Origin of the sequence: Corallococcus sp. bb12-1, assembly GCF_026626765.1 — a bacterium.
GTDB lineage: Bacteria > Myxococcota > Myxococcia > Myxococcales > Myxococcaceae > Corallococcus > Corallococcus terminator.
In genome coordinates, this window is sequence record NZ_JAPNJZ010000018.1 from 45,411 (window position 1) to 61,481 (window position 16,071).

The window sequence follows — 16,071 nt, forward strand, 5'->3', positions numbered from 1 at the left end:
CGCATCCGGAGCCCTAGAAACCGCCTCCGGAAGGCGTTTTCCCTCTGGGATTGGGCCAGTGAACACGTCTGGAGGCGATTTCCCGGCCCCGCGACAGCGTGCTCCCTCTGGGGGCGGGGGCCCATTTCGACGGTGGACGGGATGTGGCTTTTCGGATGAAACAGCACCCATGAATGCCCTCATCACCGGTGCCGGCGGCTTCCTGGGGACCTGGCTCGCACGCGCGCTGGTCGCTCGCGGCGACCGTGTCTCATGCCTGTTGCGCCCCTCCACCGACGCCCGGGAGCTGGAGAAGGCGCTGGAGGGCCACCCCTGGAAGCGGGTGCTGGGGGACGTGACGGACCGGGCCTCCCTGGAGGAGGCGGTGAAGGGCGTGGACGTCGTCTTCCACCTGGCGGGCATCCGCCGCGCCGCGCAGCGGGACGAGTTCATCCGCGTCAACGCGGGCGGCACCCGGCTGCTCTGCGAGGCCCTGGCCGCCCTGCCCGGCCCTGCCCCGAAGCCCCGGCTGGTGATGTGTGGGTCGCTGGCCTCGCACGGGCCCTCCACCCCGGAGCGGCCCCATGTGGAGGAGGACGCCTTCCATCCCCATGAGTGGTACGGCGAGAGCAAGGCGGAGGCGGAGCGGATTGCCTTCTCCTTCAAGGACCGGCTGCCCGTCACGGTGATCCGCCCCCCCCGCATCCTGGGGCCCGGCGACCGGGAGAACCTGTCCTTCTTCAAGCTGGCGAAGCAGGGCATCCGCCTGGAGCTGGTGGGAGGCCCCCGGCCCCTGTCCCTGGTGGACGTGGAGGACGTGGTGGACCTGCTCATCGTCCTGGCCGAGCGGCCGGAGGCCCTGGGGGAGGCGTTCTTCTGCGCGGGCCCGGAGCGGCTGACCCTGGAGGAGATGCAGGACCTGGGGGCGAAGGCCCTGGGCTACCACCCCAGGACGGTGCGCATGCCCCCGGCCGTGTTGACGGCCCTGGCGACGGCGGCGGACGGGGTGACGCGGCTGACCGGGAAGAAGCTGCCCCTGAACCGGAAGCTGGCGCGGCAGCTCCTGGCGCCCGCCTGGACGTGCTCCGGGGCCAAGGCCGAAAGGCTGCTGGGCTTCCGGCCGCGAAGAAATCTGGCGGAGTCGATCACCCGTAGTGGTGAATGGTATCGCGCGCAGGGCTGGTTATAGCCCCATGCGCCCAAAGGGCAGTCCCCCTGCCCCGCCCCTTCCGGCGTCGTTGACCGGACCCCCCCCAGGATGGGAGGAAGCCCGACCGCCCATGCCCCCCAAAGTGCCCGCCAAAGCCGCCTTCTTCGACGTCGACGGGACGCTGGTCCGGACGAACATCGTCCACGTCTATGCCTACTACGCGATGAACCGGGGTTCGCTCCGGGGCATCGTGGGTCGCACCCTGGGGACCGCCCTGGGGCTGCCGGTGTTCGGCATCCTGGATGCCGTCAACCGCAAGGCCTTCAACGAGTTCTTCTACCGCTATTACTCGGGGCTCAGCGAGGACCGGCTCGTCACCATCGCCGAGGACATGTTCGAGGACGTCCTCAAGCCCGCGCTCTACGAGCAGACCCAGGACCTCATCGACGAGGCGCGTCGTGCCGGCTGCCGCATCGTGCTCGTCACCGGGGCCCTGGACTTCACCATGCGCCCGCTGGCCCGGCACCTGGGCTGCGATGACGTCATCGCCAACAAGATGCAGTTCGTGGGTGGCAAGGCGACGGGCAAGGTGGTTCCGCCCATCATCGAAGGCGCCAACAAGGCCAACGCCATCCGTGCCTACTGCGAGAAGGAGGGCCTGGCCCTCAACCAGTGCCACGGCTATTCGGACAGCGCCTCCGACTACGCCATGCTCGCCGTCGTCGGGCGGCCCACCGCGGTGAACCCGGACCCGCGGCTGCGCTCGCTCGCGCGTGCGTACAACTGGCCCATCCTGGACTTGAAGTAACCCCCTCCTTCCCCCCGGCCCAAGCCCATGCGCCCGCTCAAGACGCTCCAGAAGCTGTACGACGAGGAAAGCCAGGTGGTCATCACGGAGAAGGGCAGCCCGCCCCGGGCGCTCTTCTACGGTGAGGGCTTCATGCAGGAAGACCTGCCCGTGGGCACCCGGGTCATCTTCCCCCGCCCCCCGCTGGAGGGCGTGCCCAACGTGAAGGCCGCCATCCGCTGGGCCATCAACCACCCGGAGGGCATGGACCCGCTGCACGCGCTCCTGCGCCCCGGCATGCGGCTGACCTGCGTCATCGACGACATCAGCGTGCCCTTGCCGCCCATGGTCACGCCCGACGTGCGCCAGTCCATCCTGGAGGTGGTGCTGGAGCTGTGCGCGGACTCCGGCGTGGACGACGTGCACCTGGTCATCGCCAACGCGCTTCACCGCCGGATGACCGAAGGCGAGATGAAGCGGATGGTGGGCGCGAAGATCTACGACGCCTACTACCCGGACCGTTACTACAACCACGACGCGGAAGACCCGGACGGCATCACGGAGCTGGAGCGCACCAGCCACAATGAAGTGGTGGCGGTGAACCGGCGCGTCGCGGAGAGCGACCTCATCGTCTACGTGAACATCAACTTCGTGCCCATGAACGGCGGGCACAAGTCCATGGGCACGGGCGTGACGAACTACGCGTCGCTGCGGCACCACCACAACCCGAAGACCATCCGCGACTCCGACAGCTACATGGAGCCGAAGGCGAGCGCGCTGTACACGAAGAACACGCGCATCGGGACGGTCATCGACCAGAACCTCAAGGTCTTCCACATCGAGACCACGCTCAACAACCGCATGTTCGGCGCGCCCACGGACTTCCTCGCGAAGAAGGAAGAGGACTACACGGAGGCGGACCGGCTGAAGTTCCAGGCCCTGCGCTTCACGCTGTCCAAGCTGCCCCGCGCCGCCGCGCGCAAGGTGCTCAACGCCATCCCCGCGCCCTACGACGTGACGGGCGTGTTCGCGGGGGCCACGGAGCCCACACACCAGAAGACGCTGGAGCAGAGCTGGAAGCAGTACGTGGTGCCGGTGGAGGGACAGAGCGACATCGTCATCTTCCCCATCCCGTTCGTCAGCCCCTACAGCGTCAACTCCGTGCTCAACCCCCTGCTCGTGCAGGTGATGGGCCTGGGCTACTTCTACAACCTCAACCGGGGCGTGCCCCTGGTGAAGAAGGGGGGCGTGCTCATCCTCCTGCACCCGGCCTACGACGAGTTCGACCCGGTGCAGCACCCCAGCTACATCGAGTTCTTCCACCGGCTGCTGCCGGAGACGCGCGACTCCATGAAGCTGGAGCACAAGTACGAGAAGGAGTTCGCGGAGAACCCCAGCTACGTGCACCTGTACCGCAAGGGCAACGCCTACCACGGCGTCCACCCCTTCTACATGTGGTACTGGGGCGAGAACGGCCGTCAGCACGTGGGCAAGGTGATTGTCGCGGGCGCGGAGAACAACCACGTCCCGGCGCTGCTCGGCTGGGATCGCACCGACACCCTCTCCGAGGCGATTGAAGAAGCGCGCGGCTTCATGGGGCGCTCGGCGTCCATCAGCCTGCTGCGCATCGCGCCCACGGTGATGGTGGACGTGAAGTGAAAGGGTCGCACACGGACATGGCCACGCCCTCCGAGCTGAACGTCACCGAGGTCTTCACCGGCAAGAGAATCGTCTTCGTCGGCACCACCGGCTTCGTGGGCAAGGTGACGCTGTCGATGTTGCTCTTCCACTACGGCGACGTGTTGGATCGGGTCTACGTCATCGTGCGCAAGGGCAGCGCCGCGTCCGCGGAGCGCCGCTTCTTCGACAAGGTGGCGCCCAGCGAGCCCTTCCAGCCGCTGCGCGACCGCCTGGGCGACGACGGCGCGATGCAGTACCTGCGCGAGAAGTGCATCGTGCTGGACGGCGACATCACGGACCCCTGGGTGGGCCTGGAGGAGGCGGACGTCGCGAAGATGACGGGGCAGGTGCACGCCATCGTCAACTGCGCGGGGCTCGTGTCCTTCAACCCGTCGCTGGAGGTGGGCCTCAACGTCAACACCCACGGCGTGAAGAACGCGGTGGAGCTGGCGCTGCGCTGGAAGGTGCCGCTCATCCACATGTCCACCGCCTTCGTCGCGGGCAACCGCAGCGGGCTCGTCTTCGAGGACGAGCAGGTGGCGGGCTACTTCCCGAAGATGGAGGAGATGGACGGGCGCGACTTCAGCCTGGAGCAGGAGCTGGTGGACGCGGAGAAGACCGTGGCCCGCCTGCGCGAACAGGCGGACGACAAGGCCCTCACCTCCCTCTTCCGGAAGAAGGCGCTGGACCGCCTGGAAGAAGAAGGCCGCGACGCCACGGATGAGAAGACGCTGCGGCTGGCGGTGGGCCGTGAGCGCAAGCTGTGGCTGTCCGGTGAGCTGGTGCGCGCGGGCATGGAGCGCGCGCTGCACTGGGGCTGGCCCAACACGTACACGTACACCAAGCACCTGGGCGAACAGGTGATGGCCGGCACGCCGGGCCTTCGCTACTCCATCGTGCGGCCCTCCATCGTGGAGAGCGCGGCGCACTTCCCGTTCCCCGGTTGGAACGAGGGCTTCACCACGTCCGCGCCGCTGGCGTACGCGGGCATCAAGGGTCAGCGCGGCATCCCGGCAGGGGACCACGCCATCCTGGACATCATCCCGGTGGATCAGGTGGCGGGCGCCACGCTGGGCATCACCGCGCACGCGATGCAGGTGGAGGAGCGCCGCGTCTACAACCTGGCCTCCGGCGACGTGAACCCGTTCCTCGCCAGCCGCTCCGTGGAGCTGGTGGGCCTGTACCGCCGCCGCTTCTACCGCAACCGTGAGACGGGCAACTCGCTGATGAACTCGCTGCGCTCGCGCATCGAGCCGCAGCCGGTGAGCAAGCAGGAGTTCCAGTTGCTCAGCGCGCCCATGCTGCTCAAGGGCGCGAAGCTCCTGCGCAAGACGCTGGGCGAGGTGCGGCCCGCTTGGGGCGCGCCGCGCATCCAGGCGATGGTGGACAAGGCCGTCACCGCGCTGGACGAGGTGGAGTCGCAGGCGGGCAGCCTCTCCAGCCTCATCGAGCTGTTCCTCCCCTTCCTCTGGGAGAACCGCTACGTCTTCCGCTGCGACAACACGCGCTCCGTCTACGAGCGCATGGTGCCGGCGGACCGCGCGAAGATTGACTGGGCGCCGGAGCGCATCGACTGGCGCGAGTACTTCCTGGGCACGCACATGCCCGGCCTGGAGAAGTGGGTGTTCCCGGGCCTGGACGAGGAGCTCGAGAAGCGCACCGTCATCCCCGCGTCGCGCGACCTGTTGGAGATGTTCGAGGCCACCGTGCACGCGTGGCGTCACCGGGTGGCCTTCCGCATGGCCGCCGGAGAGAAGGAAGAGCGCTTCACCTTCGGCGAGGTGCACCGCTACGCCGCGCGCGTGGGCAGCTACCTCATGGCCGCGGGCATCCAGCGCGGCGACCGCGTGCTGCTGGTGTCGGAGAACCGGCCGGAGTGGGCCATCAGCTACTTCGGCATCCTGCGCGCGGGCGCCACCGTCGTGCCGGTGGACCCCGCCCTCACCGAAGCGGAAGTCGTCAACATCGCGAAGCGCGCGGAGGCCAAGCAGTGCCTCATCTCCGAGCAGGCCGCGGAGGACTTCCCCGGCCTCTTCACCGCGCTGGGTGAAGGCGTGGGCGTGGCGAGCCTCGCGGAGGCGATGACGGGCGACCCGGCGTACCCGGACCGCATCGGGCCGGTGAAGAAGACCGCGGCCCCCGACGACGTGGCCAGCGTCATCTTCACCTCCGGAACCACCGGCACGCCCAAGGGCGTGATGCTCACGCACCGCAACTTCACGTCGCTCGTCGCCAAGCTCGCGGGCGCATTCAACGTGGGCGTGGGCGACGGCGTGCTGTCCGTCCTGCCGCTGCACCACACGTTCGAATTCTCCGCCGGCTTCCTCACGCCGTTCTCGCGCGGCGCGGAAATCACGTACATCGACGAGCTCACGTCGGACCGGCTGGGCGACGTGTTCGAGACGGGCCGCGTCACCGCGATGATTGGCGTGCCCGCGCTGTGGCAGCTCCTGCACCGTAAAATCACGCAGGAGATGGCCGCGCGTCCGCCCGTGGTGGAGCAGGCGATCAAGGCGCTGATGGCGGCCAACGGGGAGCTCAGAAACCGCAGCTCGCTCAACCTGGGCAAGCTGCTGTTCTGGCCCGTGCACCGCAAGTTCGGCGGCCGGGTGAAGGTGTTGGTGTCGGGTGGTTCCGCGCTGTCGGACGAAGTGCACCAGGCCTTCCACGAGCTGGGCTTCACCATGCGCGAGGGCTACGGCCTGACGGAGGCCGCGCCGGTGCTGGCGGTGTCGGAGGCCACCAACAAGCGCATCCGGGGTTCGGTGGGCAAGGCGCTGCCGGGCATCGAGTTCCGCATCCTCACGCCGGACAACGACGGCATCGGCGAGGTGCTGGCCAAGGGCCCCAACGTGATGGCCGGCTACTTCGGAGACCGCGAGGCCACCGAGGCCGTGGTGAAGGACGGCTGGCTGCACACGGGCGACCTGGGCCGCATGGACGACGAGGGCCGGCTGTACCTGATGGGCCGCGCCAAGGACGTCATCGTCGACGCCAACGGCAAGAACGTCTACCCGGACGAGTTGGAGGAGCTGTACCAGGAGCACCCGCACGTGAAGGAGCTGTCCATCGTCGGCCTGCCGGACGACTCCGGCGGCGAGAAGGTGGCCTGCCTCTGCGTGCCGGACTTCAAGGACCGTCCTCGCGAGGAGGTGCGCCATGAGCTGGAGGAGCACTTCCGCAAGGTGAGCGCGGGCATGCCCTTCTACCGGCGCGTGAAGACGGTGCGCTTCTGGGACGGCGAGCTGCCCAAGACGTCCACCCGCAAGGTGAAGCGCAAGCGCGTGGTGGAGGAGCTGCAGCGGTTGGACCGCGTGGCGGCCAGCGCGGGCCGCGTGAAGGAGAAGGCGCAGGCGACGCCCACCGGCGGCGTGGCGGACTGGCTCTACCCGCTGGTCGCGGAGGTGTGCCACCGCCCGGTGTCGGACGTGCGTCCGGACGCGCAGCTCATTGGCGATTTGGGCTTCGACTCGCTGATGCTCACGGAGATGTCCGTGGCGTTGGAGGGTGCGGGCGTGCCCCTGCCCGCGATTGAGGACCTCACGCAGGTGCAGACGGTGGAGGACCTGCGCAAGCTGGTGGTGGTGTCCGGCCGCCGGCCTTCGCAGGAGACGCGGGCGCGCGACATCCTCAAGGAGACCGAGCGCGCGGAGGCCCAGGAGATTCCCGTTCCGGAGGCCGTGTCCGCGGTGGGACGGCAGCTCCTGTCCTTCGGGCAGAAGGTGCTCTACGGCGGCGTCTTCGACGTGAAGGTGACGGGCAAGACGTTCATCCCGCAGAACCGCAACTTCCTCGTCATCGCCAACCACGCCAGCCACCTGGACGCGGGGCTGGTGCGCGTGGTGCTGGGCGAGCAGGGCGAGCGCATGGTGTCGCTGGCCGCGCGCGACTACTTCTTCGACACGCCGCTCAAGCGCGCGTGGTTCGAGAACTTCACGCACCTCATCCCCATTGACCGGCAGGGTTCGCTGCGTGAATCGCTGCGCGTGGCGGGGGAAGCGCTCCGCCAGGGCTTCAACGTCCTCATCTTCCCGGAGGGCACGCGCTCCACCACGGGCGAGCTGATGGAGTTCAAGCCGACGCTGGGCTACCTGTCGCTCACCTACGGGGTGGACGTGCTGCCGCTCTACATCCACGGCGCCTATGAGGCGCTGCCCAAGGGCTCCATGTTCCCGAAGACGAAGGAGCTGGAGGTGCACGTGGGCCCGGCGCTGGAACATGCGTCGCTGAAGGCCCGGGCGCAGGGCATGTCGCGCTCGGAGGGTTACCGCTACGTGACGCACATCGCGGAGGAAGCGGTGCGCACGCTGCGCGCGGGCAAGGTGCTGGACCTGGAGCAGGTGGGCGCGGACCGCGTCTTCACCCCGCCGGCCCGCACCCTGACGGGAGGGAAGGACTCGTGAAGCTGCTCGTCACTGGAGGCACGGGGTTCCTGGGCACGCACCTGGTGCCCAGGCTTACGGCCGCGGGCCACGACGTGCGCCTCATCGCGCGCTCGAAGCCGTCAGGCGCCGCATTCGACAAGACGGAAGTCCTCCAGGGCGACCTGAAGGACCGGGAGGCGGTGCGCCGCGCGCTCGTGGGCGTGGACGCCGTCTACCACCTGGCGGGACTCGTCTCCTTCCAGAACAAGGACGCGCGGCGGATGTACGAGCTGCACGTGGACTGCACGCGCGAGTTCCTGCGCGACGTGCGCGAAGCGGGCGTGAAGCGCGTCATCCTGGGCTCCACCTCCGGCACCATCGCGGTGTCCAAGGAGGAGCGCGTGGGCACGGAGGACGACGACTACCCCATCACCACCGTCGCGAACTGGCCCTACTACCTGTCCAAGATCTACGAGGAGAAGCTGGCGCTGGAGTACTGCCGCAAGCACGCCATCCCGCTCGTCGTCATGAACCCCAGCCTGCTGATGGGCCCCGGGGATGACAGGCTTTCGTCTACCTGGACGGTCGTGAAGTTCCTCAACCGGGAGATTCCGTCCATGCCCGGCGGCGGCATCTCCTTCGTGGACGCGCGCGACGCGGCGGACGCCTTCGTGCAGGCGCTCACCCGGGGCGAGGTCTACGGCCGCCACCTGATGGGCGTGAACATGTCCCTGGCGGACTTCTTCGACAGGCTCCAGCGCCTCACCGGCGTGCCCGCGCCGCGCATGAAGCTGCCCCGCGAGCTCAACATCTGGGGCGGCAAGCTGCTGGAGCAGTGGGCCAAGGTGCGCGGCACCGTGGCGAAGCTCGACCCGCAGGAGGTCGAGATTGGCGAGCACTGGTTCTACCTGGAGCCCGCCAAGGCCGAGCGCGAGCTGGGCTTCAAGGCCCGCGACGTCCACGAGACGCTGCTGGACACCGTGCAGTACGTCTACGGGAAGATGCCTCCGGACAGCCTGCCCGGCACCCGCGGCCGGCTGGCCGAGACGCGCGAAGGCACCTGAGCTGTCCTGAGGTTCCGAAGCTCGGAAGTGAAGCGGCGCGGTGTCTCCCCTTACGGGGCGGACGCCGCGCCGTGCTGCTTTCCGCTCACCTGCTCCACCAGCCGGGCGGCGCGAGGGTCGGTGTCCTTGCGGTACCAGACCCAGGCGGCGCCGAAGAAGGCGATGCCAAGGAGCACGAAGAGGAGCCGCGCCAGGAAGGAGGGGCCTCCCGCTTCGGACGCCATGCGCTTCAGCCCACCACGCGGTTGCGGCCCGTCTTCTTGGCCTTGTAGAGGTTCATGTCCGCCACCTTGATGAACTGGGTGGGCTCCGACATCTCCGAAGCCACTTCCGCCACGCCCAGCGAGATGGTGACGGGGATGACCTTGTCCTCGAAGGTGAAGACCTTGTCCTCCACCAGCTTGCGGATCTTCTCCGCGAACACGCGCGCCTTGTCCGGCCCGTCCTCCGGCATCACGACGGCGAACTCCTCGCCGCCGTAGCGCGCGAAGCACTGCTCGCGGCGCACCAGCCGTTTGATGGACTGCGCCAGCTCTCGCAGGACGTAGTCCCCAGCCAGGTGGCCGTGCACGTCGTTGATCTGCTTGAAGTGGTCGATGTCGAACATGAACATCGACATTGAGCGCTGGTACCGGTGCGAGCGGCCCATCTCCCGCTCCAGGTACTCCAGGAAGTAGCGCTTGTTGTTGATGCCGGTCAGACCGTCCGCGATGGTCAGCGTGTAGATGGTCTCGTGGTACTGGGTCTCGATGTTGTCGCCGTCGAGGAACTTGAAGATGGAGCCGCCCACCTTCACCAAGTCCCCGCTGCGCAGGGGCTGGGCCTGAATCACCTCCTTGTCGTTCAGGTAGGTGCCGTTGGTGGACTGGAGGTCCTCCACGAACATCTTCCCCTGGCGACCCCAGATGCGAGCGTGGCGGCGGGACACGTTGTCCAGGTCCACCACGATGTGGTTGTGCTGGTCGCGACCGATGGTGAATTCGGTCTCTTCCAGCACGTACTTCTTGCCCAGCTCCGGTCCGTGGATCTGCACGAGGCAGCACTCCGTGCCGCGCTCGGGTCCTGGGGTGAGGCTGGAGATCTTGGTGACTCGGGTTTGGTCGCCAGACATCGCACCGCTCACGCTAGCACGCCGGGTCCAGGGAAGCCACGCAAGGCGGGGGGACCCACCGGGTTGCGCTCCTCCTCCTACATCCTCTGAAACCGGGAGGAGAATGGGACCTGGGTCCGGCTCCATCCAGGGCGGGCGGTTGGGCATTCAACGGAATGCGAAGAGGCGCTCGCACGGGCATTGTGGGCGGGCGGGCTGGGGCTAACGTGGCCGGTACCTATGTCAAAGCTGCTGGCCATGATCCTTGCGGGAGGCGCGGGCACGCGCCTGGAGCCGCTGACGCGTGAGCGGGCGAAGCCCGCGGTCCCGTTCGGCGGGCGCTACCGCATCATCGACTTCGTCCTGTCCAACTTCGCCAACTCCGGCGTGTACCGGATGAAGGTGCTGACGCAGTACAAGAGCGATTCGCTCAACAACCACCTGTCGCGCGCGTGGCGCATGACGGCGTTCCTGGGCCACTACGTGGAGGCGGTGCCCGCGCAGATGCGCACCGGCGTGGACTGGTACAAGGGCAGCGCGGACGCCATCTACCAGAACCTCAACATCATCACGGACGAGGAGCCGGACCACATCTTCGTGTTCGGCGCGGACCACGTGTACCGGATGGACGTCCGCAAGATGCTGGACTTCCACATCGAGCGGAAGGCCGCGTGCACCGTGGCGGCCATCCCCGTCCCCATCGAACAGGGGCGCGAGTTCGGCATCATCGACGTGGGGCCGGACGGGCGGATGCTCCAGTTCCTGGAGAAGCCCAAGGACCCGCCGCCCATGCCGGGCAACCCGAAGATGTGCCTGGCGTCCATGGGCAACTACCTCTTCAGCACCGACACGCTGGTGAAGGAGGTGGTGCGGGACGCCGCGGACGAGAAGAGCGCGCACGACTTCGGCAAGTCCATCATCAGCGAGCTGTACAAGCACGAGCCCGTGTACGTGTACGACTTCGCCCAGAACACGCTGTCCGGCCAGGAGGACAAGGAGCGCGGCTACTGGCGCGACGTGGGGAACATCGACGTGTACTACCAGTCCAACATGGACCTGGTGGAGGTGGACCCCATCTTCAACCTCTACAACGACCGCTGGCCCATCCACACGCAGCCCAACAACTATCCGCCGGCGAAGTTCGTCTTCGCGGACGCGGACAACAAGCGCGTGGGCAAGGCGACGGACTCGCTGGTGGCGGAGGGCTGCATCATCTCCGGCGGCAGCGTGCACCGCTCCGTGCTGTCGCCCAAGGTGCGGGTGAATTCGTATTCGGAGGTGGAGGACTCCATCCTCTTCGAGAACGTCACCATCGGCCGCCGCAGCCGCATCCGGCGGGCCATCATCGACAAAAACGTGGAGATTCCTCCCGGGATGACCATTGGCTACGACCCGGCCGAGGACAAGCGCCGCTTCCACGTCACCTCCGGTGGCGTCGTCGTCATCCCCAAGGGGATGAAGGTCACCTGAGCTTCAAGACGGGCCCCAGGCCACGAAGCCAGTCCACGACGCGCGACGGGCGTCCCGGAAGTGATTCCGGGGCGCCCGATGTGCATCCGAAGCGGTGGGGACTCCAGGGCTAGACGAAGGCCGCCTTCACGTCCGGGCGGTTGAGCACGATGAGCGACCAGATGCCCGGGATGAGCGACAGACAGGAGCACGGGCCGCAGCACGGGATGCAACAGATGATGGCGGCGGCCATGGACCAGCCGTAGCTCTGCAGGTTCTTCATCTTCCAGGCGCCGAAGGCCACCACGCCGTTGAGCACCAGCCCGGGCACCGTGAGCAGGATGCGGCCCAGCGGCGACGTCACCCACAGCAGCATGTCCTTCCACTGCTGCGGGATGTCCGGATTGTCGAAGAAGGTCGCCAGCTGCTCCGGATTCGCGGGGCTCGCCATGCTCACCAGCGAGTACAGGAGCGTGAGCCCGGCCATCACCAGCATCAGGATGGAGGGGACGGCCAGGTCCTGGGCCGCCTTCGCGCGCGAAGGGCCGGGTTCCGGCGTCGGGGGTGTGCCGTAGGTGTCTTCCATCATCCCTCCACGCGAGGCGTGGCACGCGCGACGGCGGAAGTGCCCGCGCCATGCGGGGGGCATTCCACCCGGGCCCGGGCACCGCGCGCCAGGACAAACGACCATGCGCCGCCCGAAGCCTTCAAGGCCGGGCGGCGCGTGGGGACCGCGCTCAGGCCGGCTGACGCAGCGCCTGGACGGGGCGCTTCTCGAAGGCGGCCAGGGTGGTGGCGATCTCCTGGTTCACCTGCCGGAGCATGTCCTGCTTCTCCCGGAACGGCAGGAAGGCGCTCTTGAAGCCGGAGACGATGATGGTGGTGAGGTCCTCCAGCGACAGGCCCAGCTCGCGGTGGGCGAGCCAGAGTTCCTTGGTCACCGTGGTGTCGGTGATGAGGCGGTTGTCGGTGTTGATGGTCACCCGCAGGCCGTAGTCGAAATAGAACTTGAGCGGGTGGGACTCCAGCGACTGCACCGCGCCCGTCTGGACGTTGGAGGACGGGCAGACCTCCATGGGGATGCGGTGGTCGTTGACGTAGTTGAGCAGGTCGCCGTCCTCGCGCAGCCGGGTGCCGTGGCCGATGCGGTGCGCGCCCAGGGAGTGGATGGCCTGGGAGACGGACTCGGGGCCGTAGGCCTCGCCCGCGTGGGCGGTGCAGTTGACGTTGTTCTTGAGGATGAGGCGGAAGGCGTCCAGGTGGTCCTTGGCCGGGAAGCTGGCCTCCGCGCCCGCCAGGTCGAAGCCGACGACGCCGCGGTTCTTGTACGCGACGGACAGCTCCGCCAGCCGCATGGACGTCTGCGGGTTGATGTGGCGGATGCCGCAGACGATGACGGCGCACTTGATGCCCGTCTCACGCTTGGCGGCGCGCAGGCCCTCCAGCACGGAGTCGATGACCGTGGTCATCTTCAGGCCCTTCTGCAGGTGCAGCGCGGGCGAGTAGCGCACCTCCAGCCAGCGCACGTTCTCCGCGGCGGCGTCCACGGCGAGCTCATAGGCGGCGCGGTAGAGGGACTCGGCCGTCTGGAGGACGGAGAGCGTCACGTCGAACGCGACCAGGTACTCCTCCAGGCTCTTGCACACCTGGCCCATGTGGATGGCCTTCGCGAGGCCGTCCTCGGTGTCCGCGAGCAGCTTCACCTTCTGCTGTTCGGCCAGCTCCAGGATGGTCTTGAGCCGCATGGACCCATCCAGGTGGCAATGCAGGTCCGTCTTGGGGAGCGCGTGGAGCAGCTCCTCCGTCACCGCGAGCGTCGGGGGCGGGATGATGTCCGAGCGCCGGGCGGACGACGGGATGCCGGTGGCATTGGGGGTTTCGTCTTCACGAATCGAGGGCATGGTCGAAGTTCCTTGCTTGCGTCATCCTCCCCCAAACCATGTCGTCCCGCGCCTGTCCACGCCTGCCCTGGTTGCCCTGCCTGACGTTGACGCTGGCCGTCATGGCCTGCCAGCGCGCGCCAGTGGACACCGCGTTCCAGTTTTCCAGTGACGCGTCGTCCCGGACGGGGCTCACGGCGGTGGCGGACGGCGTCCTCCTGGGCAACGAGGCAGGCGCGGTGCTGCGCCTGGACCGGGACGGCCGCCCCGTGTGGCGCGTGTCCCTGGGCCGCGAGGTGGCGGTGGCGCCCGTGGAAGCGGGAAGCGCGGTCATCGCCGGAACCGTGGTGGGCGACGTCGTCTGTCTGGCGCTGGAGGACGGCAAGGAGCGCTGGCGCCTGGGCGGGGAGCCCCCCTTGCTGACACCGCCCGTGGTGGATGAGGCGCACCACTCGGTGTTCCTGGTGGCGCCGGACGGCGCGGTGCGCGCCCTGGCGACGGACTCCGGGCAGGTGCGCTGGAAGCGGCCGGCGCCGAAGCCCCCGGGGTCCGCCGCTCCCGGTCCGGTGCCGGGAGCCCCACTGGAGGGCGGGGCGCCTCCCGCGCCGGTGCTGGTGGAGGGTGTGCTGGTGGTGGCGCTCGGGACGTCGGGGCTGTGGGCGTTGGAGCCGGAGACGGGGGCGCCGCGCTGGTCCCTGCCGGTGACAGACGTGGTGGGCCTGGATTCGGAGCGGGACACCATCTTCGTCGCCACGCGGGCCGGGCGGGTGCTGGCCCTGTCGGTGAAGGATGGGAGCACGCGCTGGGAGCAGCGGCTGGCGGACGGGGTGACGGGACCTCCCGCGCGGGCCCTGGGCGCGCTGTGGCTGGGCGCCGGGCCGTCGTCGCTGGTGGGGCTGTCCACCTCCGAGGGGCGTGAGGTGGCGCGGGTGGTGCTGCCGTCTCCGCTGCTGGGGCGGGTGCAGGTGGGGCTGGAGGACCTGCTGCTGGTGCCCACGTCCGGGCGCGAAGGACAGCTCGTGGCGCTCAGGGCCCCGGGCTGGACGCCCGCGTTCACGGTGAGGGCGGACACGTCGCTGCGCACCCGGCCCGTGGTGCGCGGTCCGCTGGTGTTCGTGCTGGGACTGGATGGCCGCGTGCTCGCGTGGCGGCTGCGCGTGCCGCCGCCCAGTTGATGTCTTCCGCTGCGCGCGCTTCGGTTCGCTAACCCACGGGCCCCGGCTGGGAGTCCTCCGCGCCCGCGCGGGCCGCGTCCGGCGACTCCACGAAGTCCAGGTCGCGGTGGAATGTCTCCGTCAGCCGCGACAGGGACAAGAGCGCGAGGCCGAAGCAGACGGCGCCCACGGTGAGCGCCGCATGGCCCACCGTGAGGTGGCCCTTGAGGAACCCGAAGCCACTGGCCGCGAGCACCGCGGAGCCGCGGACGAAGTTGGGCACCGTCGTCGCCACGGTGGCGCGGATGTTGGTGCCGAACTGCTCCGCGGCCATCGTCACCAGCACCGCCCAGTAGCCCACGCACAGGCCGATGAGGAAGCTCAGGAAGTAGATGAGCGTGGGGGTCAGCCCGGGCACCAGGCCGTACACCAGCACCAGCGCGAACCACGCGCACAGGCCGAAGCCCACCGCGCGCTTGCGGCTCTGGAGCCACTGGCTCAGCAGGCCGGACAAGAGGTCCCCCAGCGTCAGGCCCACGCTGCCGAAGAGGATGGCGTTGCCCGCCGTCACCGTGCCCTGGACGTTCAGGCCCGCCGTCAGCTCCGGCGCGAAGACGAAGAGGATGCCGGTGGTGAAGTAGATGGGCACGCCCACCCCGATGCAGCAGAGGTACTTGATGAAGCGCCCCCCTTGCAGGAGCAGCAGCGGGTTCGCCTTCGCGGGGCCGGCCTTGTGGGTGAAGAGGGCGGACTCGGACACCTTGAAGCGGGTGAAGAGCAACGCGAGGCCCATCACGCCGCCCGTCACGTAGGCCGTCTTCCAGTGCAGGTGCTGGGCGACGAACGCCGCCACGACGATGCCCAGCATGCCCAGCGTCGCGACCACGGTGGTGCCCAGGCCGCGCTTCTCCTTGGGCAGGGACTCCGCGACCAGGGTGATGGCCGCGCCCAGTTCGCCCGCGAGCCCCAGGCCCCCGAAGAAGCGGCAGACGGCGTAGCTCGTCACGTCCCAGGCGAACGCGTTGGCCAGGTTCGCCACCGAGTACAGGAGGATGGAGCCGAACATCACTGACAGCCGGCCCTTCTTGTCCCCGAGCATTCCCCAGAAGAGGCCGCCCACCATCATCCCCGCCATCTGCGCGTTGTAGATGAAGAGCCCCTTCTGGAGGATGTCCGCCGGGTCGGTGAGCCCCAGGTCCTTCAGCGAGGCGACGCGCACCACGCCGAACAACGTGATGTCGAAGAGGTCGACGAAGTACCCGAGCCCCGCCACGAGGACGGTGAGGTTCAGGACCGAGCGCAAATCCTTCAGCCGTGTCATGGCGTGGGATTAAGGGCGTTCACCGGGCGCGGAGCAAGCCTCCGGTGAAACCGCCGCATGCCTCCAGGCGAGGCGCGCCACGCCCTCCGCGAAGGCGCAGCATCAGGTGCAGCGGGGAGCCCGGACTCTTCCTGGAGCCTCCGCCAAACACAG

12 protein-coding genes are annotated in these 16,071 nt (G+C 68.5%); 7 read left to right on the forward strand and 5 right to left on the reverse strand.

The features are described from left to right. The first annotated feature begins 169 nt into the window (after positions 1-169). The 5 genes from OV208_RS20965 (at position 170) to OV208_RS20985 (ending at position 9,024) form a co-directional block, all read left to right on the forward strand. Positions 170-1,168: an NAD-dependent epimerase/dehydratase family protein gene (locus OV208_RS20965; RefSeq protein WP_267575651.1), complete on the forward strand. Its 999-nt coding sequence runs from the start codon at positions 170-172 to the stop codon at positions 1,166-1,168. Positions 1,169-1,271: 103 nt separating this feature from the next. Continuing rightward, the gene (locus tag OV208_RS20970; protein WP_267576445.1) at positions 1,272-1,937 is read left to right on the forward strand and encodes an HAD family hydrolase; all 666 of its coding nucleotides are present in this window, start codon (positions 1,272-1,274) and stop codon (positions 1,935-1,937) included. Positions 1,938-1,964: 27 nt separating this feature from the next. Next, positions 1,965-3,575, forward strand: a complete 1,611-nt coding sequence (locus OV208_RS20975) for a lactate racemase domain-containing protein (RefSeq protein WP_267575652.1) — start codon at positions 1,965-1,967, stop codon at positions 3,573-3,575. A 17-nt stretch (positions 3,576-3,592) separates the two neighbouring features. Then, on the forward strand, positions 3,593-7,999 hold the full coding sequence (locus tag OV208_RS20980) for an AMP-binding protein (RefSeq protein ID WP_267575653.1): 4,407 nt from the start codon (positions 3,593-3,595) through the stop codon (positions 7,997-7,999). Further along, positions 7,996-9,024 (forward strand): NAD-dependent epimerase/dehydratase family protein, encoded by a 1,029-nt coding sequence (locus tag OV208_RS20985; protein ID WP_267575654.1) that lies wholly within the window; start codon positions 7,996-7,998, stop codon positions 9,022-9,024. Before OV208_RS20980 ends, OV208_RS20985 begins: the two co-directional genes overlap by 4 nt. Positions 9,025-9,074: 50 nt before the next feature. Here OV208_RS20985 and OV208_RS20990 read toward each other — a convergent pair whose 3' ends face one another. Together OV208_RS20990 and OV208_RS20995 are read right to left on the reverse strand one after the other, a co-directional pair. Next, positions 9,075-9,248 (reverse strand): hypothetical protein, encoded by a 174-nt coding sequence (locus OV208_RS20990; protein ID WP_267575655.1) that lies wholly within the window; start codon positions 9,246-9,248, stop codon positions 9,075-9,077. 5 nt (positions 9,249-9,253) lie between these two features. Further along, on the reverse strand, positions 9,254-10,135 hold the full coding sequence (locus OV208_RS20995; protein ID WP_267575656.1) for a GGDEF domain-containing protein: 882 nt from the start codon (positions 10,133-10,135) through the stop codon (positions 9,254-9,256). 219 nt (positions 10,136-10,354) lie between these two features. Here OV208_RS20995 and glgC point away from each other — a divergent pair, with 219 nt between their 5' ends. Continuing rightward, entirely contained in the window at positions 10,355-11,584 is a 1,230-nt protein-coding gene (gene glgC, locus OV208_RS21000) for a glucose-1-phosphate adenylyltransferase (RefSeq protein WP_120543745.1), read from the forward strand. A 109-nt stretch (positions 11,585-11,693) separates the two neighbouring features. Here the strand turns inward: glgC and OV208_RS21005 are convergent, their stop codons facing one another. Both OV208_RS21005 and add read right to left on the reverse strand, forming a co-directional pair. Continuing rightward, a complete protein-coding gene (locus OV208_RS21005) occupies positions 11,694-12,152 on the reverse strand; it encodes a hypothetical protein (RefSeq protein WP_267575657.1) in 459 nt (152 codons plus the stop codon). Positions 12,153-12,300: 148 nt separating this feature from the next. Further along, positions 12,301-13,464, reverse strand: coding sequence for an adenosine deaminase (gene add / locus OV208_RS21010; protein ID WP_120543744.1), 1,164 nt, complete (start codon positions 13,462-13,464; stop codon positions 12,301-12,303). Between the two features lie 101 nt (positions 13,465-13,565). Between add and OV208_RS21015 the strand changes: the two genes are divergently transcribed. Next, complete coding sequence (locus tag OV208_RS21015) at positions 13,566-14,618, forward strand: PQQ-binding-like beta-propeller repeat protein (protein WP_324291398.1); 1,053 nt, start codon at positions 13,566-13,568, stop codon at positions 14,616-14,618. A gap of 28 nt (positions 14,619-14,646) precedes the next feature. Here the strand turns inward: OV208_RS21015 and OV208_RS21020 are convergent, their stop codons facing one another. Then, positions 14,647-15,918: an MFS transporter gene (locus OV208_RS21020; protein WP_267575659.1), complete on the reverse strand. Its 1,272-nt coding sequence runs from the start codon at positions 15,916-15,918 to the stop codon at positions 14,647-14,649. Positions 15,919-16,071: the final 153 nt, after the last annotated feature.